The sequence below is a fragment of the Bosea sp. RAC05 genome, from assembly GCF_001713455.1.
Lineage (GTDB): Bacteria > Pseudomonadota > Alphaproteobacteria > Rhizobiales > Beijerinckiaceae > Allobosea.
Window position 1 is genome coordinate 247,501 of record NZ_CP016464.1, and the last position, 26,367, is coordinate 273,867.

Consider the following 26,367-nt stretch of genomic DNA (forward strand, 5'->3'; position numbering starts at 1 on the left):
GCGCCATGATGACCGCCTTCGCCGGCCGCGTCCGCACCGCCCCGCTGCCGGACGGCCAGGTTCTGCAGGCTCTCTATGCGCCGGGCCTCAACCCGGGCGACCCGCGCCAGATCGTGCGCGTGTCGCTCATGACCAATGGCCAGCCGGATGGCACGGTGGCGGTCAACGACCGCGGCCTCTTCGTCCTCGTCAACCTGCCGCGGCAGGAGCTCGCCAGTCCGCAGCGGCCGCAGCGCCGGTCCGAGGACGACGAGGACGGGGATGACGAGGAAAGCGGCGGCGCGCGTCTCTATGAGAGCATCTACGAGACCGGGATGCGGCATGACCTGCCGCGGCCGCTGATCGACGAGCTCGTCCGCATCTTCTCCTATGATCTCGATTTCCAGCAGCGCGTGCGCGGCGGCGACAATCTCGAGGTCATCTTCACCGAGGAGGACGAAGGCGAGCGCGCCGAGATCCTGTCGGCCTCGCTGACCATCGGCGGCGAGACGCGCCGGGTCTTCCGCTTCCAGGCGCCGGAGGACGGCCTCATCGATTATTTCGACGAGGAGGGGAAGTCGCTGAAGAAGTTCCTGCTGCGCAAGCCGATCGCCGATGGCGAGATGCGCTCGGGCTTCGGCATGCGCTACCACCCGATCATGCGCTATTCGAAGATGCATACCGGCGTCGACTGGGCCAACCGCATCGGCACGCCGATCCTCGCCGCCGGCAACGGCACCGTGATCAAGGCGGAATGGGATTCCGGCTATGGCCGCCGCATCGAGATCCAGCACGCCAACGGCTATGTCACGACCTATTCGCACCAGTCGGCCTTCGCCAAGGGCATCGCGCCCGGCGTCAAGGTGCGCCAGGGCCAGGTCATCGGCTATCTCGGCTCGACCGGCCTCTCGACCGGGCCTCATCTGCATTACGAGGTCCTGGTCAATGGCAGCTTCGTCAACCCGATGAAGATCCGCGTGCCGCGCGGCCGCGAGCTCCAGGGCCCGGCGCTGGCCGAATACAAGCGCCAGCGCGACGAGATTCAGGTCCTGATCGAACGCGCCGGCGGGGCGGTCGCGCAACTGCGTTGAACGCATGACAGGCGTCTTCGCCTCGTCTCGACCCGCTCACGACGCTTGACTTGCGCCGGCCGAGCGGACACGCGCAGGGACGGTCCTCCTCCTGCGCCGGTGCCGCACCATGCTCGCCGCCCTGCTCGTCGTCCTGCCCGTCTTCGGCCTGATCGCGCTCGGCTATCTGGCGCGCTGGACGAAGCTCCTGCGCGAGACCACCGGCGAAGGCCTCTCCGATTTCGTCTTCGTTCTGGCCGTGCCCTGCCTGCTCTTCCGCACCCTGGCCACAGCCGACGTTCCGCAGACCCAGCCCTGGGGCTACTGGATCGCCTATTTCACCGGCCTCGCCATCGTCTGGGCACTGGCCATGCTGATCGCGAGCCGCGTCTTCGCCCGCAAGGGGCCGGAGCTCGTCGTCTCCGGCTTCGCCGCCGCCCAGTCCAACACGGTCTTCGTCGGCGTCCCGATGATCCTGAAGGCCTATGGCGACGCCGGCGCCGTGCCGCTCGGCCTGCTGCTGGCGATCCACCTGCCCGTCACGATGACGGTCGCGACGCTGCTGGCGGAAGGTCGCTCGGCCTCGCCCGCGATGATGATCCGGCGGCTCTTCACCCACCCGATCATCATCGGCATCATCCTGGGCATGCTGGCGCGCCCCGTCGTCGGGCAGCTGCCCGCCCCGTTCTGGACGCTGATCGATCTGATCGCGGCGGCAGCCGTCCCCTGCGCGCTGATCAGCCTCGGCATCAGCATGCGCCGCTACGGGCTGGAGTCCGGGCTCGGGCTGCCGGTGGCGCTGAGCGCGCTCAAGCTCGGCCTGCATCCGCTGATCGTCTATGTGCTGGCGACGAAGGTCTTCGACATGCCGCCGCACTGGTCGGGCGTGGCGGTGCTGTTCGCCGCCTGCCCCTGTGGCATCAACGCCTATCTCTTCGCGGAGCGCTATCGCCAGGGCGTCGCCGACGCCTCCAGCGCGATCACGCTCTCGACGCTGATCTCGCTGTTCACCACCGCCGCCTGGCTGACCTGGCTGGGTGTCGGCTGACGCCGCTCAACCGAAGCCGAGATCGTGCCGGATCTGCGCCGCGGTGACACCCTCGGCCCTGAGATCGGCCAGGCTCCGCGATCCCCGGCTCTTGGCGAGCTTGCGCCCCTCCGCATCCGCCAGCAGGTCATGGAAATGATAGAGCGGAGTCGGCAGGCCGAGCAGCCGCTGCAGCAGGACATGGATGTCGGTGGCGGCCTCGAGATCGCGCCCGCGCACCACATGCGTCACGCCCTGCAGCGCATCGTCGACGACGACGGACAGGTGATAGCTCGTCGGGACGTCCTTGCGCGCCAGCACGACGTCGCCCCAGCGCCGCGGCTGCACGACGACGCGCGTGACGCCGCCCGAAGCGTCGAAGACGCCATAGTCGAGGTCCTCCCCGACGGCCGCCAGCGCGCGTTCGAGGTCGAGCCGCAGCAGATGCGGCGCGCCCGAGGCGATCCGGCCCTCCGCCTGCCCCGAATCGAGGCCGCGGCAGCATCCCGGATAGAGCGGCGCGCCGTCCGGATCGACCGGCCAGGCTTCGCCCGTCTCCTGGGCCCGGGCGGATGCGGCGGCGCGCACCTCCTGCCGCGAGCAGAAGCAGGGATAGACCAGGCCGTGCCGGCGCAGCCCCTCGAGCGCGACGCGATAATCGCCGAAATGCTCGGACTGCCGCCGGACCTCGCCTGCGAAGGGGACGCCCAGCCAATCCAGATCGTCGCGCAGCCCCTGCTCGAAGGTGGGCGTGCAGCGCGCGCGGTCGATGTCCTCGATGCGCAGCAGCAGGCGCCCGCCCATCGCCCGGGCCAGGCGCTCATTCGTCAGCGCCGACAGCGCGTGCCCGAGATGCAGCCGCCCGTTCGGGCTCGGCGCGAAGCGCAGGACCGGCGGTTCAGAGGTGGGAGGCGACGGCGGCATGCGTCCTGTCTAGAATCACCGGGAGGGGCCGCCAAGCGGGGGCAGGCTCGAGGGTGGGAAAGGCCAGGTGGCGATGCTGCTGACGCCTGCGGGTGGCGGCATCTGGCAGATCGGGACGCCATGACAAACCTCATCACCACGACAGCCGATCTCGAAGAGGGCATGGCGGCGCTCTGCGCGCTCGACCCCCGCTGGTATCCCATCGTCGCGCGCACAGGCATCCCGCCGCTGCGACGGCGGGAGGGCGGCTTTCCGGGGCTGGCGGCGATCATCGTCTCGCAGCAGCTCTCCGTCGCCAGCGCGCGGGCCGTCTGGGCGCGCGTCGAGTCGGTGCTGTCACCCCTGACCCCTGACCGCATCCTCGCAGCCGACGACGAGGCGATGCGGTTGTCGGGCCTGACGCGCCCGAAGCAGCGCGCGATGCGCGCCGTCGCCGCGGCCATCGCCGAGGGCCGACTGCGCTTCGACCGGCTGGAGGACGCGACGGCCGAGGAGGTCCACCGTCATCTCACGGCCGTCCCGGGGATAGGCCCCTGGACGGCCGACATCTATCTCTTGTTCTGCCTCGGTCATCGCGACGGCTTCGCGCCGGGCGATCTGGCGATCCAGGAGGCGGCCCGGGTCGCCTTCGGCCTGCCGGCGCGGCCGGTTGCGGCTGCGCTCGAGGCGCTGGCTGAACCCTGGCGCCCCTGGCGGGGCGTCGCCGCCCGGCTGCTCTGGGCCGAATACGCCGTGCTCAAATCCCGCGAGGGCGTGAACGCCTGACGGACGGCCTTCAGCGCCCGAGCTGGGTCAGCGCGGTCTGGGCCGCGCCGCGCAGGAAGGCGGTGTCGCTCATCACCGTCACCAGCTTCGCACCCATCGCCAGGAAGGCCTTCGCCCGCTCGGCCGACTGCGCGTAGATCGCAACCGGCTTCCCGACCGACGATGCCCGCGCCACGATGTGGCGGATCGCCTCGTCGACCTCGGCCGAGAGCGGATTGACCTCCTTGCCGCCGGAGAGCGCGATCGAGAGGTCGGAGGGACCGACGAAGACGGCATCGATCCCGTCCAGCGCCAGGATGTCGTCGAGGATCGCCATGGCCTCGCGCGTCTCGATCATCGCGAAGGTCAGCGAGAAGCGGTTGGCCTCGCGCAGATAGCCGTTCTGGTCGAGCCCCGAGGCCCCCAGCCCGCCATAGCTGCCCCAGCTCCGCTCGCCCATCGGCGGATACTTGGCATAGGCGGCAAACGCGCGGGCATCCGCCATGGTGTTGATCATCGGCGCGATGACGCCCGACGCGCCGGCATCGAACAGCCGCGACACGTTCTGGAACTCGCCGACGGGAATGCGCGCCAGCGCCGGCTTGCCGGCGGCGTTGATCAGCGGCACGGCCCGGATGACCTCGCCCAGCGTGATCGGCCCGTGCTGCATGTCGAGGGTGACGGCGTCGAAGCCTTCCTTGGCGAGCACGCCCGCGATCGCGGGGTCCTGAAGCCCGCACCAGGCGGAAACGAGGCTGTCCCCCCGGGCGAGGCGATCGGCGAGGGAGGACAGGACAGTCTGTGTGGCCATGGCGCGTTTCATCCGTTGCGGGCCCCGCTCTTGGCTCGGCCGGCGGGTGCGCCACGTTGGACCGGCCCGCGCCCCAAATGCAAACGGGCGCCCATGCGCCCGCTTCAATCACGCCCTGCGTTTGCGCGGGCTCGACGCTCTCGGGGCGCCTCGGACCGGACGGACCGCTCAGCGGCCCGCCTGGATCTCCTCGGCCGCCCGGATCAAGAGCTCGCCCATCACGCGGCGGATCTCGTCGTCGCCGACCGACACGCCGCCCGCCGCGAAATCGCCGCGGACCTTGCGCAGCACGTCGTCGTCGCCGGCTTCCTCGAAATCGGCCACGACCACGGCCTTCGCATAGGCGTCGGCATCGGCGCCGGCCTTGCCAAGCTTCTCGGCCGCCCACAGCCCGAGCAGCTTGTTGCGCCGCGCGGTGGCCTTGAAGCGCAGCTCCTCGTCATGGGCGAACTTGTTCTCGAAGGCATCCTTGCGCTGATCGAAGGTCGTCATGCGGTAAAGTCCTTTGCGGGCAGGGCTGGAACGGCTCTGGGAGACACGCCGCCGCCATATAGGATGTCGCGCGGGAACAGACCAGTCCGAATGCGGATGCTCCGCTGCGAGCGCCGGCCGGTGGCGCGGAAAACCGGCGGCGCGGAGCGGTTTGTTGCGTTTGCGGTGCAGAAGCGCCATATAGCGGGCGCACGGGCGGCCCTGCTGGGCGGCCCGCACATTGAGCCGGCCGGCAGCGCGGTCTACGCTGATTCCAACCTGGTCGGAATCAGCCCGGATTCGAGCTGGACCGGCTGACCAGGGGCCCAGATCCCGCCGCGGGGCGACCCGCGTCCAGAGAAAGGCCGACCTTTGGATTTCCTCAAGCCACGGTATATCCCAATGAATCGCCGCCGTCGCATCTACGAAGGCAAGGCGAAGGTCCTCTATGAGGGACCCGAGCCCGGAACGCTGATCCAGCACTTCAAGGATGACGCCACCGCCTTCAACGCCAAGAAGCACGAAGTCATCGACGGCAAGGGCGTGCTCAACAACCGCATCTGCGAGCACATCTTCTCCAACCTGAACGACATCGGCGTTCCCACGCATTTCATCCGCCGGCTGAACATGCGCGAGCAGCTGATCCGCGAGGTCGAGATCATTCCGCTCGAGGTCGTCGTGCGCAATGTCGCCGCCGGCTCGCTCTCGACCCGGCTGGGGCTCGAGGAGGGCACGCAGCTGCCGCGCTCGATCATCGAGTTCTATTACAAGAACGATGCGCTGGGCGATCCGATGGTCTCGGAAGAGCACATCACCGCCTTCGGCTGGGCGACGCCCCAGGAGATCGACGACATCATGGCGCTCGCCATCCGCGTCAACGACTTCCTCTCCGGCCTCTTCCTCGGCGCCGGCATCCGTCTCGTCGACTTCAAGATGGAATGCGGCCGGCTCTGGGAGGGCGAGATGATGCGCATCGTCGTCGCCGACGAGATCAGCCCCGATTCCTGCCGTCTCTGGGACATCAAGTCCAAGGACAAGCTCGACAAGGACCGGTTCCGCCGCGACATGGGTGGCCTCATCGAGGCCTACACCGAAGTCGCCCGCCGCCTCGGCATCCTCGGCGAGAACGAGAAGGCCGGCCCGGCCGGCCCCCGCCTCGTCCAGTAAGCCCGTCGACGGCTGCCATGGACGCCGGCTCGCCGCCGCGCCAGATCCTGAAACGGGAGCGCCTGCGCTCCCGTTTTCGCGTCATGGGCCCGCTCACCGCCGCGCTGCTGCTGTCCGGCTGCGCCGGCGATTTCGGCGCAGGGATCGCCGAGCTGCCCGCCGCCCAGGGCTGGCAGCCGCTCCCGATCGGCGGCTGGGTGCTGAACGACGGCATCGAGGCGCGCACCATGGTGGTCTGCCCACGCGAGAGCTGCGCGCGGCAGGGCTTCGCCTCGGTCATCGCCTTCTCCGGCCGCGAGGCGGACAAGATGGAGCAGGCCCTGAAGGCCGATCCGGAGCGCCTCGCCCGCCTGTTCTCGAAGCCGCCATCCGATCCCGCGCGAAAGCCGGCCGCGCCGAAGCCCACTACCGGCAAGGCGGATGCGCGGCCCAAGAGCACGACCCGCGTCAGCCGCTTCGAGGCCGAGGGCGCGAGTGGCCTCCTCGTCGAGATCCGCGCGCGCGACACGGGCGCCAGCGACACGAACACCAAGGATCTTGGCAGCAAGAGCGCCGCGACCGCGATCCTGCATGCGCGCGAGGGCGACCAGCTCGTGCTCGCCATCGCCGTCTCCGCGGAGGCCGAGAGCGCCCGCCGCGATGCGGTGGCCGCATGGCGCAGCCGCTGATTCACGTGAAACCGGCCATTCCGGTTGAGCCCGGTTCGATTCGCCGTTAAGGCAGCCGCAGAACGCCCCTCTGGAGATCGCCATGAAAGCCCGCGTCACCGTCACCCTCAAGACCGGCGTGCTCGATCCGCAGGGCAAGGCGATCGAGGGCGCGCTGAAGTCCCTCGGCATCGAGGGTGTCGGCTCGGTCCGCCAGGGCAAGGTCTTCGACATCGAGCTGTCGGGCTCCGACAAGGCCGCGGCGGAAGCCGCGCTCAAGACCGCCTGCGAGAAGCTGCTCGCCAACACCGTGATCGAGAACTACCGCGTCGAGATCGGGGCCTAATCCGATGAAAGCCGCCGTCATCACCTTCCCCGGCTCCAACCGTGACGGCGACGTCGCCAAGGCGCTGAAGCAGGCCGGCGCCAGCGTCGCCCATGTCTGGCACGCCGACACCGAACTGCCAGCGGGAACCGACCTCGTCGTACTGCCCGGCGGCTTCTCCTATGGCGACTATCTGCGCACCGGCGCCATCGCCGGCCGCGCCAACGTCATGGACGCGACCCGGGCGCACGCCGCCCGCGGCGGCTATGTGCTGGGCATCTGCAACGGCTTCCAGATCGCCTGCGAGGCAGGGCTCCTGCCGGGCATCCTGATGCGCAACGCCGATCTCAAATTCGTCTGCAGGCGCCAGCACCTCACGGTCGAGCGCGCCGACACGCCCTATACCTCCGCCTATGCGCGGGGCCAGGTCATCGATGTCTGCATCGCCCATGGCGAGGGCAACTACGTCGCCGACCCGGAGACGCTGGCGCGGCTCGAGGGCGAAGGCCTCGTCGCCTTCCGCTATGCCGACGCGCAGGGGCAGGTCACGGCGCAGGCCAATCCCAACGGCTCGCTCAACAACATCGCCGGCATCTATTCGCCCGGCTTCAACGTGCTCGGCCTGATGCCGCACCCCGAGAACCTGATCGATTCGCTGACCGGCGGCACCGATGGTCGCGGGATGTTCGAAAGCCTGATGGGCGGCAAGAAGGCGGCCTGAAGCCGTCACTCCCCTCGGAACCATCCCCGTCATCCCGGGCTTGCCCCGGGATCCATCGAAGGGCGCCGACGCTCGATGATGGACTCCGGATCTCCGCTTCGCTGCGTCCGGAATGACGCGTCACGGTCAAGGCTTCGGCGAAGCGATCGGTATCACTTGCCCGCCACCGCCCGCGCCAGCAGCCGGCCGGCGCTCGCGGCGTCGAGCGGGCCGACATGCTTTTCGAGAATGCGCCCGTCGGGCCCGATCACGAAGGTTTCCGGAACGCCATAGACGCCCCATTCGATCGCGGCGCGGCCCGACCGATCGACGCCGACCGCGGAATAGGGATTGCCGAGCGCGCCGAGGAACCGGCGCGCATTCTCCGCCTCGTCCTTGTAGTTGATGCCGACCACGGCGACGCGCCCCGCCTTGACCTGCGGCGAATCGGCGAGCGCCACCAGGAAGGGATGCTCGACCCGGCAGGGCGCGCACCAGCTCGCGAAGACGTTGACGATGGTCGCGCGGCCGGCCGTGAGATCGGCCATGCCGAAGGCGGGAACCGGACGCCCGTCGCGCTGCAGCCCCTCCAGCGCGGTGAGAGTGACGGGCGGCGCCGGCTTCCCGATCAGCGCGGAGGGCACCTTGCTGGCGTCGCCGGCGAAGAGCCCGACGAGGAAGACGACCGCCAGCGCGCCGAACAGGACCAGCGGCAGCAGGAACAGCAGCGGCGAGCGGCGGCGCGGCGCCGCCTCCGCCTGGCCCTCGAGCTGGCTCTCGGCTTGGTTCTCGAGCTGGCTCATGGCGATTCCCGTTCCGCGCGACGGCCGGCGCCACGTTGCTCGAGCTCGGCCAGCGCCCGCTTCTGGGCCCTGTGATCGAGCAGGACGGACGCCACGAGCCCGCCCAGCACGACTGCGACGGCAGCGTAGGACGCTAGGATGAAGCCGGCATGCGGCCCGAGCCCGCTCATGACCGATCGGTCCTCATGCCGGCGCGCTCCCCGCCGCCAGACGGTCGAGCCGCTCCGCTTCCAGGATCGTCAGCGTCCGCACGCGCCGCCGCATGATCTCGGCGCGCATCGCCACCAGATGCAGCGTGATCGCCATCAGGGTGAAGCCAAGCGCCAGGATCAGCAGCGGCCAGAGCATCGAGGGATGGATCGTCGGCCCGTCCAGCCGCAGCACCGAGGCCGGCTGGTGCAGCGTGTTCCACCAGTCGACCGAGAACTTGATGATCGGCACGTTGACGAAGCCGACCAGCGTCAGGATCGCCACCGCACGCCCGGCCTGGGACGGCTCGTCCAGCGTGCGCCACAGCGCCATGATGCCGAGATAGATCAGGAGCAGAACCAGCATCGAGGTCAGCCGCGCATCCCAGACCCAGTAGGTCCCCCACATCGGCTTGCCCCAGAAGGCGCCGGTGAGCAGGCAGATCAGGGCGAAGGCGGCGCCGATCGGAGCTGCGGCCTTCTGCGCGACATCGGCGAGCGGGTGCCGCCAGACCAGCGTGCCGAGCGCCGAGAGCGTCATCATCGTGTAGAACATCATGGCGAGCCAGGCGGCCGGCACATGCACGAACATGATGCGGATGGTCTCGCCCTGCTGATAGTCGGCCGGCGCCACGAACCAGGCGAGATAGAAGCCCACGGTCAGCAAAACACCGGCCACGCCCGTCGACCAGGGCAGCAGCACGGCGGAGAGGCGCATGAAGCGCGTCGGATTTGCGAGATCGATCAGGCCAGCCATGTCATCGCATCATGCTCGGAGGCTGCCCCCAAAGCGGCCGACGCAGCATTATCAAGGCAGGCCAGCCGCAGCAATCCGCTAGCCGGCCATGCGACATCGGGACGTCCGCCCCCTTTCGCACCCGGCCGGTGGCCGCCGCGGTGGGACGGTTGCGCCGGGTCTCGCCCCGCCATCTCGCCTCCAGCCCCACGGCAGGCGGAACCCGCGCCGATGCCGATACACCTTCATTCAAATGCTAAGAGATTGAGACGATTGATATATCGTCGCTTGCGGTTGTCCACTCCCGGTTTGCTTGGTAGGGTCTGGCGAATCCGAAAAGGAATGGTCATGACGCGGCATCTGCCGGACGCGATCCAGCGTGACGTCGAGACCATGGTTCGCGCCAAGGCCGGCGAATCGCGCGTGCTCGACGTCGACGCGACCGCGAGGGAGATTCTCGGCCGCCATGGCGGGCTGGGTCTCGAGATCGGCACGGTCGCCGCCAGCGTGGCCCGCCTCGCCAGCCAGTATGGCTGCGCCGTCCAGCTCGGCGGCCGGCACCACGGCTCCGGTCGAATCGCGGCTCGCTGAGACGCTACTCCGCCTGCCGCAGCGCCGCCGCGGCCGCCAGTGTCCCGACGACGATCGCCGCCAGCGACAGCGCGCACAGGATCAGGAACGGCGTGCGGAAGGGAATCGTCCCGCCCAGCGCGGCATTCGACGCCGAAACGCCGAAGATCAGCACCGGCACCGTCAGCGGCGCCACCAGCACGGGCAGGATCAGCCCGCCGCGCCGCAGGCCCGCCGTCAGCGCCGCAGCGCCGGCGCCGATGAAGCTGAGCGCCGGCGTGCCGACGAGCAGCGTCGCAGCCACCGGCAGCATCGCCTCGCCCGGCAGCGCCACGAGGAGCCCGAGCAGCGGCGCCGCCAGCGCCAGCGGCAGGCCCGTCGTCAGCCAATGCGCCAAGCCCTTGGCCAGCACGGCGAGTTCCAGCGGCAGCACGGACGCGCGGATCAGGTCGAGCGAGCCATCCTCCTCGTCGCCCTGGAACAGCCGGTCGAGCCCGATCAGCATCGACAGAAGCGCGCCCAGCCACAGGATGGCGGGGCCGATTCGCGAGAGCAGGTTGAGATCGGGCCCGAGCGCGAAGGGCACGAGCACGACGATGGTCAGGAAGAAGACGAGCGCGAGTTCGCCGCCGCCACCGGCCCGCGAGGCGAGCGCAAGATCGCGCTTCAGGATGGCGAGGAAGGCGCGGGTCACGGCCCGATCCTTACATCGCGCACGCCGTCCAGCCCGAGCGGACCATGCGTCGCGGCCAGGATCGCCCCGCCCTGCGCCAGATGATCCCGCATCAGACCGCTCAGCATGGACTGGGCCGCGGCATCGAGCGCCGACATCGGCTCGTCGAGCAGCCAGATCGGCCGCCGTGCGACGAGGAGCCGGGCGAGCGCGACGCGGCGGCGCTGTCCGGCCGAGAGATAGCCGACCGGCAGCGCCGCGACATGGGGCAGGCCGACCGCGGCCAGCGCCTCGGCCGGCGAGAGGAACGCCTCCCCCAGCAGCGCCTGCGCGAAGACCAGGTTCTCCTGCGCCGTCAGCGCCGTCTTCAGCCCATCGCGATGGCCGACGACATGGCTGACCTCGACCGGCGCGACCTCCTCGGCCCCCACGATCTTGATCGTGCCCGCATCCGGCCGCAGCCGCCCGCACAGCATGGCGAGCAGGCTCGACTTGCCGGCCCCGTTGCGCCCCGTCAGCGCGATCGCCTCGCCATTGCCGAGCCGGAAGCCGAGATCAGAAAAGATCAGGCGACCGCCGCGGCGGCAGGCCAGCCGGTCGACGTCGAGGACGAGGGTGGGATAGGGCGGGCGCGTCAAGACAGGAGCATCTTCCGGAGCGTCAGGATTGCGCAAGAACGCGCTTCGTTCATGTAGCGGGCTTCTTGGAATTGCTCTATAGAGCCCGTGGCTACGCCGCACGCCGATCCGGCGCGGGGCTCGGGCACTCCCGGGGCGGCGCGCGCGACATGCGCAATAGGCCTTCGATCTGGCGATCCCGCAAGGGTGTCCGCCGGTTCGCGACCGCAACCCCTTGATCAGGATCAGCCCGCATGGCTTCGCTCGATTCCTTCAAATGCCGCCAGACGCTCACCGTCGGCGACAAGACCTATGTCTACTACTCCCTGCCGCTGGCCGAACAGAACGGCCTGCCGGGCATCTCGAAGCTGCCCTTCTCGATGAAGGTGCTGCTGGAGAACCTGCTGCGCTTCGAGGATGGCCGCTCGGTCTTCAAGGCCGACATCGAGGGCTTCGTCGCCTGGCTGACCGACAGGGGCACCGCCGGCAAGGAGATCGGCTTCCGTCCCGCCCGCGTGCTGATGCAGGACTTCACCGGCGTCCCCGCCGTGGTCGACCTCGCCGCCATGCGTGACGGCGTCGTCGCGCTCGGCGGCGACCCGGCCAAGATCAACCCGCTCGTGCCGGTCGATCTCGTCATCGACCATTCGGTCATCGTCGACGAGTTCGGCACGCCCAAGGCGCTCTCCCAGAACGTCGAGCTTGAATATGAGCGCAATGGCGAGCGCTACCGCTTCCTGAAATGGGGCCAGGGCGCCTTCGACAATTTCCGCGTCGTCCCGCCCGGCACCGGCATCTGCCACCAGGTCAATCTCGAATACCTCGCCCAGACGGTCTGGACCCGCAAGGAGACCATCGACGGCGCCGAGGTCGAGGTCGCCTATCCCGACACCGTCGTCGGCACTGATTCGCACACCACCATGGTCAATGGCCTGGCCGTGCTCGGCTGGGGCGTCGGCGGCATCGAGGCCGAGGCCGCGATGCTCGGCCAGCCGCAGTCGATGCTGCTGCCCGAGGTAATCGGCTTCAAGCTGACCGGCTCGCTCAAGGAAGGCATCACCGCCACCGACCTCGTGCTGACCGTCACGCAGATGCTGCGCAAGAAGGGCGTCGTCGGCAAGTTCGTCGAGTTCTTCGGCCCGGGCCTCTACAACCTGACGCTGGCCGACCGCGCCACCATCGCAAACATGGGCCCGGAATACGGCGCCACCTGCGGCTTCTTCCCGGTCGATGCCGAGACGCTCGAATACCTCACCACGACCGGCCGCAAGACCGACCGGATCGCGCTGGTCGAGGCCTACAGCAAGGCGCAAGGTTTGTTCGCGACGATCGAGACCGCCGATCCGGTCTTCACCGACACGCTCGAACTCGATCTCTCGACCGTCCAGCCCTCGATGGCCGGCCCCAAGCGCCCCGAGGGCCGCATCGACCTGAACGGCGTCGCCAAGGGCTTCAAGGCGGCGATGGACACCGAGTACAAGAAGGGCGGCGAGATTTCGCGCCGCGTGCCGGTCGAGGGCCAGTCCTTCGATCTCGGCCATGGCGACGTCGTCATCGCCGCCATCACCTCCTGCACCAACACCTCGAACCCGTCCGTGCTGATGGCGGCGGGCCTGCTCGCCCGCAACGCGGTCGCCAAGGGCCTGACCGTCAAGCCCTGGGTCAAGACCTCGCTGGCGCCCGGCTCGCAGGTCGTCGCCGAATACCTCGCCAAGGCCGGCCTGCAGGCCGATCTCGACAAGCTCGGCTTCAACCTGGTCGGCTTCGGCTGCACCACCTGCATCGGCAATTCCGGCCCGCTGCCGGCGCCGATCTCGAAGGCCATCAACGATCAGGGCCTGATCGCGGGCGCCGTCATCTCCGGCAACCGCAACTTCGAGGGCCGCGTCTCGCCCGACGTGCAGGCGAACTACCTCGCCTCGCCGCCGCTGGTCGTCGCCTATGCGCTGGCCGGTTCGGTCCAGATGGACCTGACGACCGAGCCGCTCGGCACCGGCTCCGACGGCAAGCCGGTGTTCCTCAAGGACATCTGGCCCTCCAACAAGGAGATCCAGGACTTCATCGCCAAGAACGTCACGCGCGCCATCTTCGAGGCGAAATATGCCGACGTCTTCAAGGGCGATGCGCACTGGCAGGCGGTGAAGACCCCGGAAAGCCAGACCTACGCCTGGGAGGACGCCTCGACCTACGTCCAGAACCCGCCCTACTTCCAGGGCATCAGCAAGACGCCGACGCCGGTCACCGACATCAAGGGCGCCCGCATCCTCGGCCTCTTCGGCGACAAGATCACCACCGACCACATCTCGCCGGCCGGTTCGATCAAGGCCGCCTCGCCCGCCGGCGCCTATCTCACCGAGCATGGCGTCGCCGTGGCCGACTTCAACCAGTACGGCACGCGCCGCGGCAATCACGAGGTGATGATGCGCGGCACCTTCGCCAACATCCGCATCCGCAACCACATGATGGGCCCCAACGGGCGCGAGGGTGGCTACACCATCCACTATCCGAGCAAGGAAGAGCTGCCGATCTACGACGCGGCGATGCGCTATCAGCAGGAGAAGGTGCCGCTGGTCGTCTTCGCCGGCGTCGAATACGGCAACGGCTCGTCGCGCGACTGGGCGGCGAAGGGCACCAACCTGCTCGGCGTCAAGGCCGTGATCGCGCAGAGCTTCGAGCGCATCCACCGCTCGAACCTGGTCGGCATGGGTGTCGTCCCCTTCACCCTTCAGGAGGGCACGAGCTGGGCCTCGCTCGACCTGAAGGGCGACGAGACCGTCTCGATCAAGGGTCTGGCCACGGTCAAGCCGCGCCAGATGCTGGAGGCCGAGATCACCTCGGCCGACGGTTCGGTCAAGAAGGTGCCGATCCTCTGCCGCATCGATACGCTGGACGAGATCGACTACTTCAAGAACGCCGGCATCCTGCACTACGTGCTGCGCGGCCTCGCCGCCTGAGCGCAGCCATAGTCCGCACGCGCGGACTGGTCGAAACAATCGAGGGCTGCGGCATCGCACGATGCCGCAGCCCTTTTCGCTTGAGAGGGGTCGAAGCGGGCGGGCCGCCCGTCAACCCGCCAGGCGCAGCGGCACGGCAGCCGCCGGACGGACCGCGGCCCGGGCGACGCCCGCGGTGCGGAACGCGGCCACCAGCGCATCGAGTTCCGCGATCTTGCGTCCGAGCAGGACGGCGGAAGCCGCGCTTTCCTCGGCCAGCGCCGCGTTCTGCTGCGTCATCTCGTCCATCCGCGCGACGGTCTGGCTCATCTCGTCGATGCCGTTCGACTGTTCGCCCGAGGCGGCGGCGACCTCCGTCACCGTGCCGGCCACCTTCTGGGTCGCCTCGACGATCTCGCCCAGCACCTCGCCCGCGCTCCGCACGAGCTTGACCCCGGCAGCCACCTCCTGCGTGGTGTCGCTGATCAGGCCGGAGATGCTCTTGGCCGCATCCGCGGATTGCTGCGCCAGCGCCCGGACCTCGGAAGCCACGACCGCGAAGCCCTTGCCGGCATCGCCCGCCCTCGCAGCCTCGACCGCCGCGTTCAGCGCCAGCAGATTGGTCTGGAAGGCAATGCCGTCGATGACCGAGGTGATGTCGGTGATCTTGCCGCTGGCCTGCTCGATGCGGTTCATCGCGCCGATCGCGTCGGTCACGATCGCCCCGCCATTGCGGGCGACCCGCGTTGCGTTCTCGGCGAGATCGACCGCCTGGCGCGAGGCATTGGCCGAGGCCTTCACCGAGGCCGCGAGTTGCTCGGTGGTGGCCGCGGTCTCTTCCAGCGACGAGGCCTGCTCTTCCGTGCGGGTCGACAGGTTCTCCGCCCCCGCCTTGATCTCTTCGGCGGCCGCCGCGACCTCGCGCGCCGTCTGCTTGATCACGCTCACCGTCATGGCGAGCTTCTCGACCATCCCGTTGATCGATGCGCTCACCGAGCCGAGCTTGCCCGAATAGTCGGCGCTGACGCTGCGGGTCAGGTCGCCCTCGGCGATGGCTTCCAGGATATCCGCGAAGGTCGTCGTCGCGCCGTCGATCGCGACATTGATCTGGTTGATCCCGGTCACCAGTGCCGTCATCTCGCCCTGCTGCGCCCCGGGGTCGACGCGCTGGCTGAAATCGCCATGGACCGCCGCATCGACCGCCCGCCTGATCTGCTGTGCGGTTTCGGCGAAGGCCTCGGCCTGGCGCTGCGAGGCCCGCAGGTCCTCGTCGCGCCGCAGCCGCTCCTCGGCCGCACGCCCGGCCAGTACGTCCTGATAGGAGCCGATGGTGCGGGCCATCTCGCCGATCTCGTCGCGCCGGTCGCGATGGGGGATCACGGCCGCCATCGCGTCCGAACCGCGCTGCCGCATCGTCGCGACGATCTCCGCGATCGGCCTGATGATGCTGCGCAGCACCGCGGCATAGAGACCCATGGCCGTCAGCAGCGCGATGATCAGTCCCGCGATCGCAACGCCGGCGGCGAGCTGGCGGGCGCTGCCCGCGCCGGTCTGCGCCGCCAGCGCCTCCGCCTCCAGCGCATCGCCCGCCTCCTTCATCGAGGTTTCGAGCGCCTCAAAGCGCTCGTCGAACAGGGCCATGCCCGCGAGCGCCGCCTTGCGGTCCCTGAAGGCGAGTTCGACCAGCGTCACCGCCTGGGCGATGTAGTTCTTCAGGGGCTCGTCCAGCGCCTGCAGCCGCGCGAGCGTCTGGGGCGAACTCACGATCGCCTTTGTGGCGGCGATCCGTTCGGAGAACTCCTGGGCGTGGGTGCGCGTCTCGGCGATGGTCTCGGCACCGTCCTGCCCGGCGTCCGAGCGGATCAGCGCCGCATAGACATCGGCGCGCAAACCGTCATGCAGCATGTCGCCGATGGTGTGGTTGCGGATGGCGGTCGCGGAATTGGCGAGGTCGTCGATGGCCGAGCCCATGCGCGACGAGGAGTGGATCCCGATGCCCGCCACAGCGCTCGTGATGACGGCCAGAAACAGGCATAGCAAGGCAAAGCGCGTTTTCAGCGAAACCACGGCCTATCCCCCCATTTGGCTCGAAAGCAGCACAGGGTCGCACCGGATGGTTAACGCAAGGTCAATCACACAATTTCTGCGTACAATCCGCTGACCCCACGCCCGTGAGGCGATCCCGGCTTCGGACTCGTCGGAGTTGTCCTCTTACCCCCCGCGGTGTAAGGGGGCGTCACAGTCATCCTTGGCGGGGGGCTTGGGGCAGGCGCAGGACGATCGTCCGCGCCCGGATGTCGTCCGCCTCCATCATCACGACGGGAGCACCCGCATGTCCGCCACGTTCGAGACGGTCGCCGGAATCATTTCGGAGACCTGCGACATTCCGCGCGAGAAGATCGCGCCCGAAAGCCACGCCATCGACGATCTCGGCATCGACTCGCTGGCCTTCCTCGACATCGCCTTCGCGATCGACAAGGCCTTTGGCATCAAGCTCCCGCTCGAGCAGTGGACGCAGGAAGTCAACGAGGGCAAGGCGCCCGCCGAGCAGTATTTCGTGCTCGAAAACCTCTGCAAGCGCATCGACGACCTCGTCGCCGCCAAGGCGGCCTGAGCTCCATCACCGCTGTGATCACGGCCCTCACCCGGGGCGCGGACGCGATGTCCGCGACACCCCGGGATGGGGGCCGTCCTGCTTTGGCGAGGGCGCCGGCTTGAGCCGCGCCGGATCAGCGTTTAGAGCAGAGCCGCGTCGGGGCCGGCTTCGACGCCCCGAGACCGACGATCGGAAGCGCATGCGCCTCGAATACTTCGACATGATCGACCGCGTCGTCGCCTTCGAGCCGGGCGAGAAGCGGATCACGACGCGCTCGACCGTGCCGGCAGCCGATGCCAGCCCCGTCTTCGAGGGCCATTTTCCCGGCCATCCGCTCGTGCCCGGCGTGCTCCTGACCGAGACGATGGCGCAGGCGTCGGGCTATCTGCTGCTCGCCCTCAACGGGCTGACGCAGATGCCCTTCCTGATGACCGTCGACAAGGCCCGCTTTCGCACCTTCGTCGAGCCGGACGCCGTGCTCGACATCGCCGCCGAACTCGTCATCGAGGGCTCGGGCTATGCCGCGACCAAGGCGCGCATCGCCATCGACGGCAAGCCGATCTGCGATGCGGAACTGCGCTTCCGCCTGATGCCCTTCCCCGCCGACATGCGCAGCCTGATGGAGGCACGCCTGGCCGCCATCGGCCTCGTTCCGGAACAGGCCCGATCATGAAGCACGGCGTCGTCATCACCGGCATCGGCCTCGCCTCCAGCCTGGGCGAGGGCATCGACACCCATGCGGACGCGCTGGCGGCCATGGCCGCGCCCGTCGTCGACGCGACGAGCTTCGCGCCCTATCCGGTTCATCCGCTGAAAGCCCTCGAACTCGACCGGCAGATCCCCAAGAAGTCCGACCAGCGCCAGATGGAGCCCTGGCAGCGCCTCGGCGTCTATGCCGCCGGCCTCGCGCTCGACGGCGCGGGGCTGAAGGACGATGCCGCGGCCAAGGCGGTGCTCCAGGTTATCGTCGCCGCCGGCGGCGGCGAGCGCGACCATGCCGTCGACAGCGCCATCCTCACCGGTCTGCGTGGCGCCAACGCGCCCGGCGCCTTCCTCAACGAGCGGCTGATGGGCGACCTGCGCCCGACGCTGTTCCTGGCCCAGCTCTCCAACCTGCTCGCCGGCAATATCGGCATCGTCCACGGCATCACCGGTGCCTCGCGCACCTTCATGGGCGAGGAGCAGGCCGGGGTCGACGCGGTCCGCACCGCCCATGCCCGCATCGCCGCGGGCCAGGCCGAAATCATGCTGGTCGGCGGTTCCTACAATGCCGAGCGGCAGGACATGCTGCTGCTGTTCGAGCTCGGCGGCTATCTGCGCAAGGGCGATTTCGCCCCCGTCTTCGAGCGGCAGGCCGCACCGGGCCTGATCACGGGCAGCGCCTCGGCCTTCCTCGTGCTGGAATCGGCCGAGCGCGCGGCCGCCCGCGGCGCCACCGTCCTGGCCCGGCTCGACGCCGTCGTCGCGACCCGCTCGAAGCGCCAGCCCGGCGCGGTCGAGGCGGCGCTGCGCGGCCTGCTCGCCGATCTCGGCCCCATCGCCCCCGGCGCGCTCGCCGTCTCGGCCGCCACCGGCGTCGCCGGCATCACCGCCGAGGAGGCGGCTGCGCTGGCGACCCTGCCGCAGGCGCGCCGCGTCGCGGCCGGTGATCTGCTCGGCCACGCGGTCGAGGCCGCCTTCCCCGTCTCGGTCGCGCTCGCCGCCGCCGCCCTGTCGAAGGGCCAGGCGCGCGAGGCCGTCGTCACCGGCGCCGGCCATTGGCGCGGCGAAGGCGCCGCCCGCCTGGTGGCCCTGTGAGGAGCGTCCGATGAGCGCCAAGCCCGCCTCTGCCAAGACCCCAGCCACCGCCCACCGCGATTCCAAGGGCCGACCCGTCGTCGCCGTCACCGGGCTGGGCATTGTCACCTCGCTCGGCCAGGGCAAGGACGCGAACTGGGACGCGCTCACCGCCGGCCGCTCGGGCATCCATGCCATCGAGCGCTTCCCGACGCAGGGGCTGCGCACCACGATCGGCGGAACGGTCGATTTCCTCTTCGACGGCCCCTTCTCCGCTCCGCAGCTCTCCGAAAAGCTCGCCATGCTGGCGGCCGAGGAGGCTGTCGGCCAGAGCGGCATCGGCCGGCCGGGCGACTTCCCGGGTGAGCTCTTCATGGCGGTGCCTCCCGTCGAGATGGAGTGGCCGCAGAAGCAGGAGCTCGCCGCGACGCTGGAGGGCGACGTCGACTATCGCGGCCTGCTCAGCGCCGCCGCCTCGCTGCGCTTCAAGGCGATGCACGAGATGTTCCTGTTCGGCACCGTCGCCGACCATGTCGCCGATGCTTTCGGGACAAAAGGCTCGCCGATCTCGCTCTCGACCGCCTGCTCCTCGGGCGCCACCGCGATCCAGATGGGTGTCGAGGCGATCCGCCGCGGCGAAACGCAGGCCGCGCTCTGCATCGGCACCGACGGCTCGATCCATGCCGAGGCGCTGATCCGCTTCTCGCTGCTCTCGGCGCTCTCGACCCAGAACGACCCGCCCGAAGCCGCCGCCAAACCCTTCTCCAAGAACCGCGACGGCTTCGTCATGGGCGAAGGCGCGGGCGCGCTGGTGCTGGAGGACTACGACCACGCCCTGGCGCGCGGGGCGACCATCCTCGGCATCGTCGCCGGCTGCGGCGAGCGCGGCGACGGCTTCCACCGCACCCGCTCTAGCCCGGACGGCAAGCCCGCCATCCTCGCCATGCAGGATGCGCTGGCCGATGCCGGCCTGAGCCCCGACGACGTCGACTACATCAACGCCCACGGCACCTCGACGCCGGAGAACGACAAGATGGAGGCGATGAGCTGCGCTGCCGTCTTCGGCGAGCGCATGGCGCGCCTGCCGATGTCGTCCAACAAGTCGATGATCGGCCACACGCTGACGGCGGCCGGCGCAGTCGAGGCGGTGATCTCCTTCCTCACCATCGCGCATGGTCGCATCCCGCCGACGATCAACTATGTCACGCCCGATCCCGCGATCGCGCTCGATGTGGTGCCCAACGTCGCCCGCGACGCCCGGGTGCGGACGGTGCTGTCGAACTCCTTCGGCTTCGGCGGGCAGAACACCAGCCTCGTCCTGACCGCGGAGCCCACCCGCTCATGACCAAAATTCTCGTCACCGGCGGCGCCAAGGGCGTCGGCGCGGCCATCGTCCGGGCGCTGGCCGCGGCCGGCCACAATGTCGACTTCACCTATCGCGCCTCGGGCGAGCAGGCGCTGGCGCTCGCCGCCGAGATCGCCGCCGCGCATCCCGGCCGCGCCATCCAGGCCCTGCCGCTCGACCTCTCCGACAAGGCGGCGCTCGACGCCTTCTGCGAGGAGCGCGAGGGCGAGAGCTATTTCGGCCTCGTCCACAATGCCGGCCAGCCCTATGATTCGCTCGCCGCGATGATGGCGCAGGACAAGGCGGAAGCGGCCATGCAGGTCAATTTCTGGGCCTTCACCCGCCTCGCCAAGAGTCTGATGCGGTCCATGATCCGTGCCCGCTCCGGGCGCATCGTCGCCATCGGCTCGGTCGCGGCGCTGCGCGGCAACCCCGGCAACGCGGCTTACGCCGCCTCCAAGGGCGCGCTGATCTCCTATGCGAAGACGCTCGCGGTCGAGACCGGCAAGCGCGGCGTCACCGTCAACGTCATCGCGCCGGGCTTCGTCGACACCGACATGATGGCGCCCTATGCCGCCTATCGCGACAAGATGCAGGCGCAGATCCCGGCGGGGCGCTTCGCTAGGCCAGACGAGGTCGGTGGCCTTGCCGCCTTCCTGATGAGCGAACCCGCCGCCTACATCACCGGCACGGTCATCCCGATCGACGGCGGCGTGACCGCGCAGCTCGGCGTCCACCGCTGAGATGACCCGCATCCGTCGTTGCGGGGAGCGTGTCTACGGCGCAATCTAGTCGCCTCCGGCCGCGAAGTGATGGCTTCGCTCTGCTCGGAATGGCGACATGAGGAGTCGTGCTATGGACATAACAATCGAGCTGGAGCCTCAGATCGCCGCCATCGTAAAAGAACTGGCTGCTCAAACGGATCGTTCGCCGGAATGGATTATTGCGACCGCGATCGAAAATTACGTCGATGCGGTTCACCACAAAAGCCCAGAGCAGACCGCCTTTCCGCATGGCACAGCGACGAACAGTCCCTGAGCCGCTGATCAGACCCCTTGTCGCGCCGTCACAACAACAGATTGCCTTGAACTGTGATGGACCGGTGGCACCCCGCGCCGCGCTGCAGCGACTGAAAAAGAGACCCCGTCTTCCCATGCGTTCACTTCAACTTCACGGCGACCGCGACCTCCGTCTCGAGGAGATCGACCCGCCGCCGCCTCCCGCCGCCGGCGAGGTCCAGATCCGCATCCGCGCCGTCGCGCTGAACTATCTCGACGTCTGGGGCTTCCGCGGCATGGCCTTCGCCAAGCGCAAGATGCCCCAGGCCGCCGGCGTCGAGGCCTCGGGCGAGATCGTCTGCGTCGGCGAGGGCGTCACCGGGCTCGCCGTTGGCGATACCGTTACCGCCTATGGCGCCGAGACCTGCGGCCACTGCAAGGCCTGCCGCGAGGGCCGCGACAATCTCTGCGAGAACGTCGCCGGGATCATGGGCTTCCATATCGACGGCTTCGCCCGCGAATACCTGAACAAGGCGGCAAGGCTCGTCGTCAAGGCGCCGGCCGGCGTCTCCTTCGAAGACGCCGCCTGCGCGCCGATCGGCTTCGGCACGGTCCAGCACATGCTGTTCGACAATGCCAAGCTCGAGCCCGGTGAATCAGTCCTGGTGCATGCCGGCGGCTCCGGCATCGGCACCGCCGCGATCCTGATGGCCAAGGCGATCGGCTGCACCGTCTACACGACCGTCGGCGACGACGAGAAGGGCCGCAAGGCCGCCGAGCTCGGCGCCGACTACGTCGTCAACTACAAGACCGAGCGCTTCGAGGGCGAGGTCCGCCGCCTGACGAAGCGGAAAGGCGTCGACGTCGTCTTCGAGCATGTCGGCGCCGACACCTGGAACGGCTCGCTGCTCTGCCTCAAGCGCGGCGGCCGCCTCGTCACCTGCGGTGCGACCTCGGGGGCGTCGGCCACGATCAACCTGATGCAGCTGTTCCAGCAGCAGTACCGCATCACCGGCTCCTTCGGCTGCCGCATCGAGAACATCCGCCAGTCGCTCGACAAGATGGCGGCCGGCATGAAGCCGGTGATCGATTCGGTGTTTCCGCTCGAGGATTTCGAGAAGGGACTGGCGCGCCTCGAGGGCCGGCAGGTCTTCGGCAAGGTCGTCGTGACCTTCTGACGGCGCGGCGGGCCGACGGGCCGCAACCCGGCGGCTTCGGCTGAAAACTTGACGAAACCGCCGTCCTGCCGCAAGTCGCGGCTCCAGCCCGGCCGCAGCGGCCACAGGGGCGCGTGGGGACCGGGCCGATCTTGAGACGCTTGAAAGCAATCGCCGCACGCGCCGGCGCGGCGGTGATGATCGGCCTGATCCGGGCCCTGTTCGCCTCCCTGCGCCTGCTTGGCCCCGAGCGCTCGAGCGACCTCGGCGGCTGGCTGCTGCGCACGGCGAGCCCGCTGATTCCGGTCAACCGCGTCGCGCTGGCCAATATCCGGGCCGCCTTTCCCGGCATGGCCGAGCCCGAGGTGCGCCGGATCGCGCGCGGCGCCTGGGAGAATCTCGGCCGCACCGCCGCCGAATACGCCCATCTCAAGACGCTCTTCGACTACGATTACCTCCATCCCGACGCGCCCTCCCGCGTCGAAGTCGAGGGCATCGAGCATTTCATCGCGCTGAAGGACGACGCGAAGCCCGGCCTGATCTTCTCGGCGCATCTCGCCAATTGGGAACTGCCGGCGATCTGCGCCCAGGCCTATGATCTCGACACGACCGCCGTCTTCCGGGCGCCGAACGACCCCGCCATCGCCGCGGTCGTCCACGAGATCCGCTCCGGCGCGATGGGCGGGCTCGCCGCCGCCAAACAGGGCGCCGCCTTCGCCATGCAGGGCGTGCTCGAGCGCGACGGTCATCTGGGCATGCTCATCGACCAGCACTTCACCCGAGGCGTCGTCGTGCCCTTCATGGGCCGCCCGGCCCTGACCAACCCGATTCTCGGCAAGTTCGCGCGCCGCTTCGAATGCCCGGTGCACGGCGTGCGCGTCATCCGCCTGCCGAACCAGCGCTTCCGGCTGCAGCTGACGCCAGCGCTCGACCTGCCCCGCGATGCGCAGGGCGAGATCGACGTGCAGGGCGCGATGGCGATGATGACGGCCGTGGTCGAGGGCTGGGTCCGCGAACATCCCGAGCAATGGCTCTGGATGCACCGCCGCTGGCGCCCGAACATGATCTCGGCCGCCGCCGCCGCGGAGGCACCGGCCGTTGCACCATCCCCTGTTTTCAAGGCAACGTGATTTTGAAGTGAGACGAATGGGGCGCTTTGGTAACGCCTGAGATGTAAGGTCTCGCCGAGTTCAAGCCATGAAACGTTCCGCGCCCCTCCTGTCCGCCGCTGCCGCCCTGCTCGTGCTGGGCGCCGCCACCGCGCGCGCGCAGGCCCCGGACCTCCAGCCCCGGGCCGTGGTCGAGCTCTTCACCAGCCAGGGCTGCTCGTCCTGCCCGCCGGCGGACGCCCTCTTCGTCGATCTGGCGAAGCAGCCGGACATCATCACCCTGACCCTGCCGGTGACCTACTGGGACTATCTCGGCTGGAAGGACACGCTCGGCAAGGACAGCTTCGCCAAGCGCCAGAAATACTACGCCAAGGCCCGCGGGGACGGGCAGGTCTACACCCCCCAGGCCGTGATCAACGGCGCGGCGCATGTCGTCGGGTCCGACCGCGGCGAGATCGAGCGGGCATCGAAGCAGCCCCCCGGCGGCGGCTTCGTCGCGAAGCTCGGGGTGAAGGAAGACAGCGGGCAGCTCGTGGTGACCCTCGCCCCGATCGGCGACGCACAGGAGCGGACGGCCGGCGTCTGGGTTGCGACCACGACAAAGATGGTCACCGTGCCGATCGGCCGCGGCGAGAACCAGGGCAAGACCGTGGCCTATGCCAATGTCGTGCGCGGCATGACGCGCATCGGCGATTGGGATGGCCGGCAGGCGACCCTCACGGCGCCGATCGCCGTCACGCAGGGGGCCGAGGTCGACAGCTATGTCGTCCTCGTCCAGGCCGAGCGTCAGGGCAAATCCGGCGTCATGCCGTCCGCGGTGCTCGCAGCGGCCCGCAGCCCGCGCTGAGCGGCACTCACAGGATCACGACATTGTTCGGCAGTTCGTCGACGTCGTCGGGCGAGCGCGGAGCATGGTTCGCCAGGACGGCGCCGATCGCGCGCACCGCGGTGACGATCCCCTCGCGCAGCCGGTCTTCGCGGCCCGCGAGCACGACCGACTCGACGATCCCGTCCCAGACCGCCTGCTCGACCCGGCCGTCGATGCCGCTGTCGGCGATGATCTCGGCATAGCGCTCCTGGATCGCGACGTAGAGCAGCACCCCCGTCCGCTGCCGCGTGCGGCTCAGGCCCCGCGCCGTGAATTCGCGCAGCGCGACGTCATGGGCGCGCCGGCGCTTGACGAAACCGGGCACGAAGCGCCCGCCGCGGCCATACCAGAGCAGGCTCGCCAGCAGCAGCACGGCGCAGACGAGCTGGATCAGGAAGATCCGCGGCGCGCTCGTTTCCGTCATCGCAAGCAGCGGCCAGGGCACCAGCAGCGAGAGCGTCAGCGCCATCGCCACCGGCACCATGCGATAGCTCGCCGCCGCCCGGTCGATCATGACGACGATCTCTCCCGCCGTCTGGCCCTCGGCCTCGCGCACGGCCTCGGCAATCGCCTCCCGGTCCTGCTCGTCCATCACCAGTCTCCCGAAGCCCCGCCGCCGCCCGATGATCCGCCGCCCCCGGAGAAGCCGCCGCTCGAACCCGAGCCCCCACCGGATCCCGAGCTCCAGCTTCCGCCCGAACCCGTGCTCCAGCCGGAGCTTTGCGGCAGCGTCACCCAGCGCCCGTTGCGCAGGCGGTGCCGGCGCGACGCGTCGGTGCCGCCGAACTCCCGGATGAAGGCGGCGACGATGATCAGGACCAGCGCCATCATGACCACCATCGCGATGATGTCGACCGACGATGTCTCGTCGCTGCGCACGCTCGCGCGCCGCTGCCACTCTTCCGCATCGCCGGCGAGGATGGTCACGATCGCGTCGACGCCGCCCTCGATGCCGCCGGCGAAGTCGCCCGCCTTGAACTTCGGTGCCACCGCCGTGGTGATGATGACCTTGGAGAGCGCGTCGGTGAGCGCCCCTTCCAGCCCATAGCCCACCTCGATGCGGACCTTGCGCTCGGTCGGCGCGACCAGCAGCAGGACGCCGTTGTTGGTCTTGGCCTGGCCGAGCTTCCAGAACCGGAACAGGCCGTTGGCATAGTCTTCGATGCTCAGCCCCTGCAGCGAGGGCACCGTCGCGACGACGATCTGGTCGGAGGTCTTGTCCTCATGGGCCTTGAGCTTGGTCTCGATCCGCTGGCGCGCCTCGGCCGCGATCAGGTTCGAGCCATCGACGATGCGGCCGGAGAGCGCGGGGTAGGACGGATCGGCGGCCAGCGCGAGCGAGCCGAACAAGGCCGTCAGCAGAGCGAGGCACACAGCCGTCATTCTCGGGCGCAGCGAAGCGAAGACCCGAGAATCTCTCCCAAGAGATGCTCGGGTCGAGCCCGAGCATGACGGCTGGGTCAGCAGCATGGCCCGGCCCCGTCGAGCGCCCTCAGAACTTCACGGCCGGCGGCCGCTCCGCTCCCGCCGTCGCGGCAAAGGTCTCCATCGCCTTGGCGCCCCAGAACAGCCGCGCCCAGATCACGCCCGGAAAGGTGCGGATCTCCGTGTTGAAGGCCTGGACCGCCTGGATGTAGTCGCGCCGCGCCACGGTGACCCGGTTCTCGGTGCCTTCGAGCTGGGACTGGAGCGCCAGGAAGTTCTGGTTCGACTTCAGATCGGGATAGCGCTCGACCGTGACCAGCAGCCGCCCCAGCGCGCCGCTGAGCTGGTTCTGCGCCTCCTGATATTCCTTGAACTTGGCGGGATCGGTGATCGTCGAGGCATCGACCTTGACCTGGCTCGCCTTGGCCCGGGCCTCGACCACGGCGGTCAGAACCTCGCGCTCCTGCGCCGCATAGCCCTTCACCGTCTCGACGAGGTTGGGAATCAGGTCGGCGCGACGCTGATACTGGTTCTGCACCTCGCTCCAGCTCGCCTTGGCCTTTTCCTCCAGCGTCGGCACGTTGTTGACGCCGCAGCCGGCCAGGACCAGCCCGAGCAGGGCCATGGCAGCGACGGCGAAGGGCCGGCGGACAGATGAGACGGACGAAAGCGACATGCCGGGCCCCCTTGGCACGATCGGGAAACAAA

31 protein-coding genes (1 of these 31 only partly in view) are annotated in these 26,367 nt (G+C 69.2%); 19 read left to right on the forward strand and 12 right to left on the reverse strand.

Annotation, left to right across the window (positions count from 1 at the left end; translation table 11 throughout):
• Both BSY19_RS04665 and BSY19_RS04670 read left to right on the forward strand, forming a co-directional pair.
• Positions 1 to 1,070 carry the 3' portion of a M23 family metallopeptidase gene (locus BSY19_RS04665; protein ID WP_069053124.1) on the forward strand. The gene continues 958 nt to the left of window position 1, outside the view, so 1,070 of the gene's 2,028 nt are visible here — the last part of the coding sequence; the start codon falls outside the window, past its left edge; the stop codon is at positions 1,068 to 1,070.
• A 109-nt stretch (positions 1,071 to 1,179) separates the two neighbouring features.
• Positions 1,180 to 2,097, forward strand: coding sequence for an AEC family transporter (locus BSY19_RS04670; RefSeq protein ID WP_069053125.1), 918 nt, complete (start codon positions 1,180 to 1,182; stop codon positions 2,095 to 2,097).
• 6 nt (positions 2,098 to 2,103) lie between these two features.
• Here the strand turns inward: BSY19_RS04670 and gluQRS are convergent, their stop codons facing one another.
• Positions 2,104 to 3,000 (reverse strand): tRNA glutamyl-Q(34) synthetase GluQRS, encoded by an 897-nt coding sequence (gluQRS, locus tag BSY19_RS04675; protein ID WP_069053126.1) that lies wholly within the window; start codon positions 2,998 to 3,000, stop codon positions 2,104 to 2,106.
• 120 nt (positions 3,001 to 3,120) lie between these two features.
• Here gluQRS and BSY19_RS04680 point away from each other — a divergent pair, with 120 nt between their 5' ends.
• Positions 3,121 to 3,765: a DNA-3-methyladenine glycosylase family protein gene (locus BSY19_RS04680; protein WP_069053127.1), complete on the forward strand. Its 645-nt coding sequence runs from the start codon at positions 3,121 to 3,123 to the stop codon at positions 3,763 to 3,765.
• 10 nt (positions 3,766 to 3,775) lie between these two features.
• Here BSY19_RS04680 and BSY19_RS04685 read toward each other — a convergent pair whose 3' ends face one another.
• Positions 3,776 to 4,555 carry an HpcH/HpaI aldolase family protein gene (locus BSY19_RS04685; RefSeq protein WP_069053128.1) on the reverse strand — a complete coding sequence of 260 codons (780 nt, stop codon included), beginning with the start codon at positions 4,553 to 4,555 and terminating at the stop codon, positions 3,776 to 3,778.
• Positions 4,556 to 4,723: 168 nt separating this feature from the next.
• Positions 4,724 to 5,047 carry a DUF1476 domain-containing protein gene (locus tag BSY19_RS04690; RefSeq protein ID WP_069053129.1) on the reverse strand — a complete coding sequence of 108 codons (324 nt, stop codon included), beginning with the start codon at positions 5,045 to 5,047 and terminating at the stop codon, positions 4,724 to 4,726.
• Between the two features lie 90 nt (positions 5,048 to 5,137).
• Between BSY19_RS04690 and BSY19_RS04695 the strand changes: the two genes are divergently transcribed.
• The 5 genes from BSY19_RS04695 to purQ all read left to right on the forward strand — a co-directional run bounded on the left by BSY19_RS04695 (position 5,138) and on the right by purQ (position 7,886).
• Positions 5,138 to 5,344, forward strand: coding sequence for a hypothetical protein (locus tag BSY19_RS04695; RefSeq protein WP_069053130.1), 207 nt, complete (start codon positions 5,138 to 5,140; stop codon positions 5,342 to 5,344).
• Positions 5,345 to 5,398: 54 nt separating this feature from the next.
• Positions 5,399 to 6,193, forward strand: a complete 795-nt coding sequence (gene purC / locus BSY19_RS04700) for a phosphoribosylaminoimidazolesuccinocarboxamide synthase (protein ID WP_069053131.1) — start codon at positions 5,399 to 5,401, stop codon at positions 6,191 to 6,193.
• 17 nt (positions 6,194 to 6,210) lie between these two features.
• Positions 6,211 to 6,861 carry a hypothetical protein gene (locus BSY19_RS04705; protein WP_069053132.1) on the forward strand — a complete coding sequence of 217 codons (651 nt, stop codon included), beginning with the start codon at positions 6,211 to 6,213 and terminating at the stop codon, positions 6,859 to 6,861.
• A gap of 82 nt (positions 6,862 to 6,943) precedes the next feature.
• Positions 6,944 to 7,186 (forward strand): phosphoribosylformylglycinamidine synthase subunit PurS, encoded by a 243-nt coding sequence (purS, locus tag BSY19_RS04710; protein WP_069053133.1) that lies wholly within the window; start codon positions 6,944 to 6,946, stop codon positions 7,184 to 7,186.
• A gap of 4 nt (positions 7,187 to 7,190) precedes the next feature.
• Positions 7,191 to 7,886, forward strand: a complete 696-nt coding sequence (purQ, locus tag BSY19_RS04715) for a phosphoribosylformylglycinamidine synthase subunit PurQ (RefSeq protein ID WP_069053134.1) — start codon at positions 7,191 to 7,193, stop codon at positions 7,884 to 7,886.
• 152 nt (positions 7,887 to 8,038) lie between these two features.
• Here the strand turns inward: purQ and BSY19_RS04720 are convergent, their stop codons facing one another.
• Genes BSY19_RS04720 through BSY19_RS04730 form a run of 3 tightly spaced genes read right to left on the reverse strand, consistent with a single transcriptional unit; the run spans position 8,039 to position 9,613 of the window.
• Positions 8,039 to 8,668, reverse strand: coding sequence for a DsbE family thiol:disulfide interchange protein (locus BSY19_RS04720; protein ID WP_069053135.1), 630 nt, complete (start codon positions 8,666 to 8,668; stop codon positions 8,039 to 8,041).
• Positions 8,665 to 8,838 (reverse strand): heme exporter protein CcmD, encoded by a 174-nt coding sequence (gene ccmD / locus BSY19_RS04725; protein WP_069053136.1) that lies wholly within the window; start codon positions 8,836 to 8,838, stop codon positions 8,665 to 8,667. The genes BSY19_RS04720 and ccmD overlap by 4 nt, the downstream gene beginning before the upstream one ends.
• Positions 8,839 to 8,851: 13 nt before the next feature.
• Positions 8,852 to 9,613 (reverse strand): heme ABC transporter permease, encoded by a 762-nt coding sequence (locus BSY19_RS04730; protein ID WP_069053137.1) that lies wholly within the window; start codon positions 9,611 to 9,613, stop codon positions 8,852 to 8,854.
• 327 nt (positions 9,614 to 9,940) lie between these two features.
• Between BSY19_RS04730 and BSY19_RS04735 the strand changes: the two genes are divergently transcribed.
• On the forward strand, positions 9,941 to 10,183 hold the full coding sequence (locus BSY19_RS04735; protein ID WP_150129496.1) for a hypothetical protein: 243 nt from the start codon (positions 9,941 to 9,943) through the stop codon (positions 10,181 to 10,183).
• 4 nt (positions 10,184 to 10,187) lie between these two features.
• On the opposite strand, the gene ccmB is transcribed toward BSY19_RS04735, so the two are convergent.
• Together ccmB and ccmA are read right to left on the reverse strand one after the other, a co-directional pair.
• A complete protein-coding gene (gene ccmB / locus BSY19_RS04740; RefSeq protein ID WP_069053139.1) occupies positions 10,188 to 10,856 on the reverse strand; it encodes a heme exporter protein CcmB in 669 nt (222 codons plus the stop codon).
• Positions 10,853 to 11,473 (reverse strand): heme ABC exporter ATP-binding protein CcmA, encoded by a 621-nt coding sequence (ccmA, locus tag BSY19_RS04745; RefSeq protein WP_069053140.1) that lies wholly within the window; start codon positions 11,471 to 11,473, stop codon positions 10,853 to 10,855. Before ccmA ends, ccmB begins: the two co-directional genes overlap by 4 nt.
• Before the next feature lie 233 nt (positions 11,474 to 11,706).
• On the opposite strand from ccmA, the gene acnA reads away from it, so the two are divergent.
• Positions 11,707 to 14,406, forward strand: a complete 2,700-nt coding sequence (acnA, locus tag BSY19_RS04750; RefSeq protein WP_069053141.1) for an aconitate hydratase AcnA — start codon at positions 11,707 to 11,709, stop codon at positions 14,404 to 14,406.
• A gap of 111 nt (positions 14,407 to 14,517) precedes the next feature.
• Here acnA and BSY19_RS04755 read toward each other — a convergent pair whose 3' ends face one another.
• Positions 14,518 to 16,452, reverse strand: coding sequence for a methyl-accepting chemotaxis protein (locus tag BSY19_RS04755; RefSeq protein ID WP_069053142.1), 1,935 nt, complete (start codon positions 16,450 to 16,452; stop codon positions 14,518 to 14,520).
• 265 nt (positions 16,453 to 16,717) lie between these two features.
• On the opposite strand from BSY19_RS04755, the gene BSY19_RS04760 reads away from it, so the two are divergent.
• The 9 genes from BSY19_RS04760 (at position 16,718) to BSY19_RS04795 (ending at position 24,213) form a co-directional block, all read left to right on the forward strand.
• The gene (locus BSY19_RS04760) at positions 16,718 to 16,999 is read left to right on the forward strand and encodes an acyl carrier protein (protein WP_069053143.1); all 282 of its coding nucleotides are present in this window, start codon (positions 16,718 to 16,720) and stop codon (positions 16,997 to 16,999) included.
• A gap of 181 nt (positions 17,000 to 17,180) precedes the next feature.
• Positions 17,181 to 17,654 (forward strand): 3-hydroxyacyl-ACP dehydratase FabZ family protein, encoded by a 474-nt coding sequence (locus BSY19_RS04765; protein ID WP_069053144.1) that lies wholly within the window; start codon positions 17,181 to 17,183, stop codon positions 17,652 to 17,654.
• A complete protein-coding gene (locus BSY19_RS04770; RefSeq protein WP_069053145.1) occupies positions 17,651 to 18,778 on the forward strand; it encodes a beta-ketoacyl-ACP synthase in 1,128 nt (375 codons plus the stop codon). The genes BSY19_RS04765 and BSY19_RS04770 overlap by 4 nt, the downstream gene beginning before the upstream one ends.
• 10 nt (positions 18,779 to 18,788) lie before the next feature.
• A complete protein-coding gene (locus tag BSY19_RS04775; protein ID WP_069053146.1) occupies positions 18,789 to 20,102 on the forward strand; it encodes a beta-ketoacyl-ACP synthase in 1,314 nt (437 codons plus the stop codon).
• Positions 20,099 to 20,845, forward strand: a complete 747-nt coding sequence (locus BSY19_RS04780; RefSeq protein ID WP_069053147.1) for an SDR family oxidoreductase — start codon at positions 20,099 to 20,101, stop codon at positions 20,843 to 20,845. Before BSY19_RS04775 ends, BSY19_RS04780 begins: the two co-directional genes overlap by 4 nt.
• A gap of 112 nt (positions 20,846 to 20,957) precedes the next feature.
• A complete protein-coding gene (locus BSY19_RS26935; RefSeq protein WP_171905087.1) occupies positions 20,958 to 21,140 on the forward strand; it encodes a CopG family ribbon-helix-helix protein in 183 nt (60 codons plus the stop codon).
• A 115-nt stretch (positions 21,141 to 21,255) separates the two neighbouring features.
• A complete protein-coding gene (locus BSY19_RS04785) occupies positions 21,256 to 22,278 on the forward strand; it encodes a zinc-binding dehydrogenase (protein ID WP_069053148.1) in 1,023 nt (340 codons plus the stop codon).
• Positions 22,279 to 22,409: 131 nt separating this feature from the next.
• Positions 22,410 to 23,387, forward strand: coding sequence for a lipid A biosynthesis lauroyl acyltransferase (locus BSY19_RS04790; protein ID WP_257785735.1), 978 nt, complete (start codon positions 22,410 to 22,412; stop codon positions 23,385 to 23,387).
• 67 nt (positions 23,388 to 23,454) lie between these two features.
• Positions 23,455 to 24,213 (forward strand): DUF1223 domain-containing protein, encoded by a 759-nt coding sequence (locus tag BSY19_RS04795; RefSeq protein WP_069053149.1) that lies wholly within the window; start codon positions 23,455 to 23,457, stop codon positions 24,211 to 24,213.
• A gap of 7 nt (positions 24,214 to 24,220) precedes the next feature.
• Here the strand turns inward: BSY19_RS04795 and BSY19_RS04800 are convergent, their stop codons facing one another.
• From BSY19_RS04800 to BSY19_RS04810, 3 genes are all read right to left on the reverse strand, one after another.
• The gene (locus BSY19_RS04800) at positions 24,221 to 24,826 is read right to left on the reverse strand and encodes a TPM domain-containing protein (protein ID WP_083247400.1); all 606 of its coding nucleotides are present in this window, start codon (positions 24,824 to 24,826) and stop codon (positions 24,221 to 24,223) included.
• On the reverse strand, positions 24,826 to 25,617 hold the full coding sequence (locus BSY19_RS04805; RefSeq protein ID WP_069053151.1) for a TPM domain-containing protein: 792 nt from the start codon (positions 25,615 to 25,617) through the stop codon (positions 24,826 to 24,828). The genes BSY19_RS04800 and BSY19_RS04805 overlap by 1 nt, the downstream gene beginning before the upstream one ends.
• Positions 25,618 to 25,726: 109 nt before the next feature.
• Positions 25,727 to 26,335: a LemA family protein gene (locus BSY19_RS04810; protein WP_069053152.1), complete on the reverse strand. Its 609-nt coding sequence runs from the start codon at positions 26,333 to 26,335 to the stop codon at positions 25,727 to 25,729.
• Between the last annotated feature and the right edge of the window lie 32 nt (positions 26,336 to 26,367).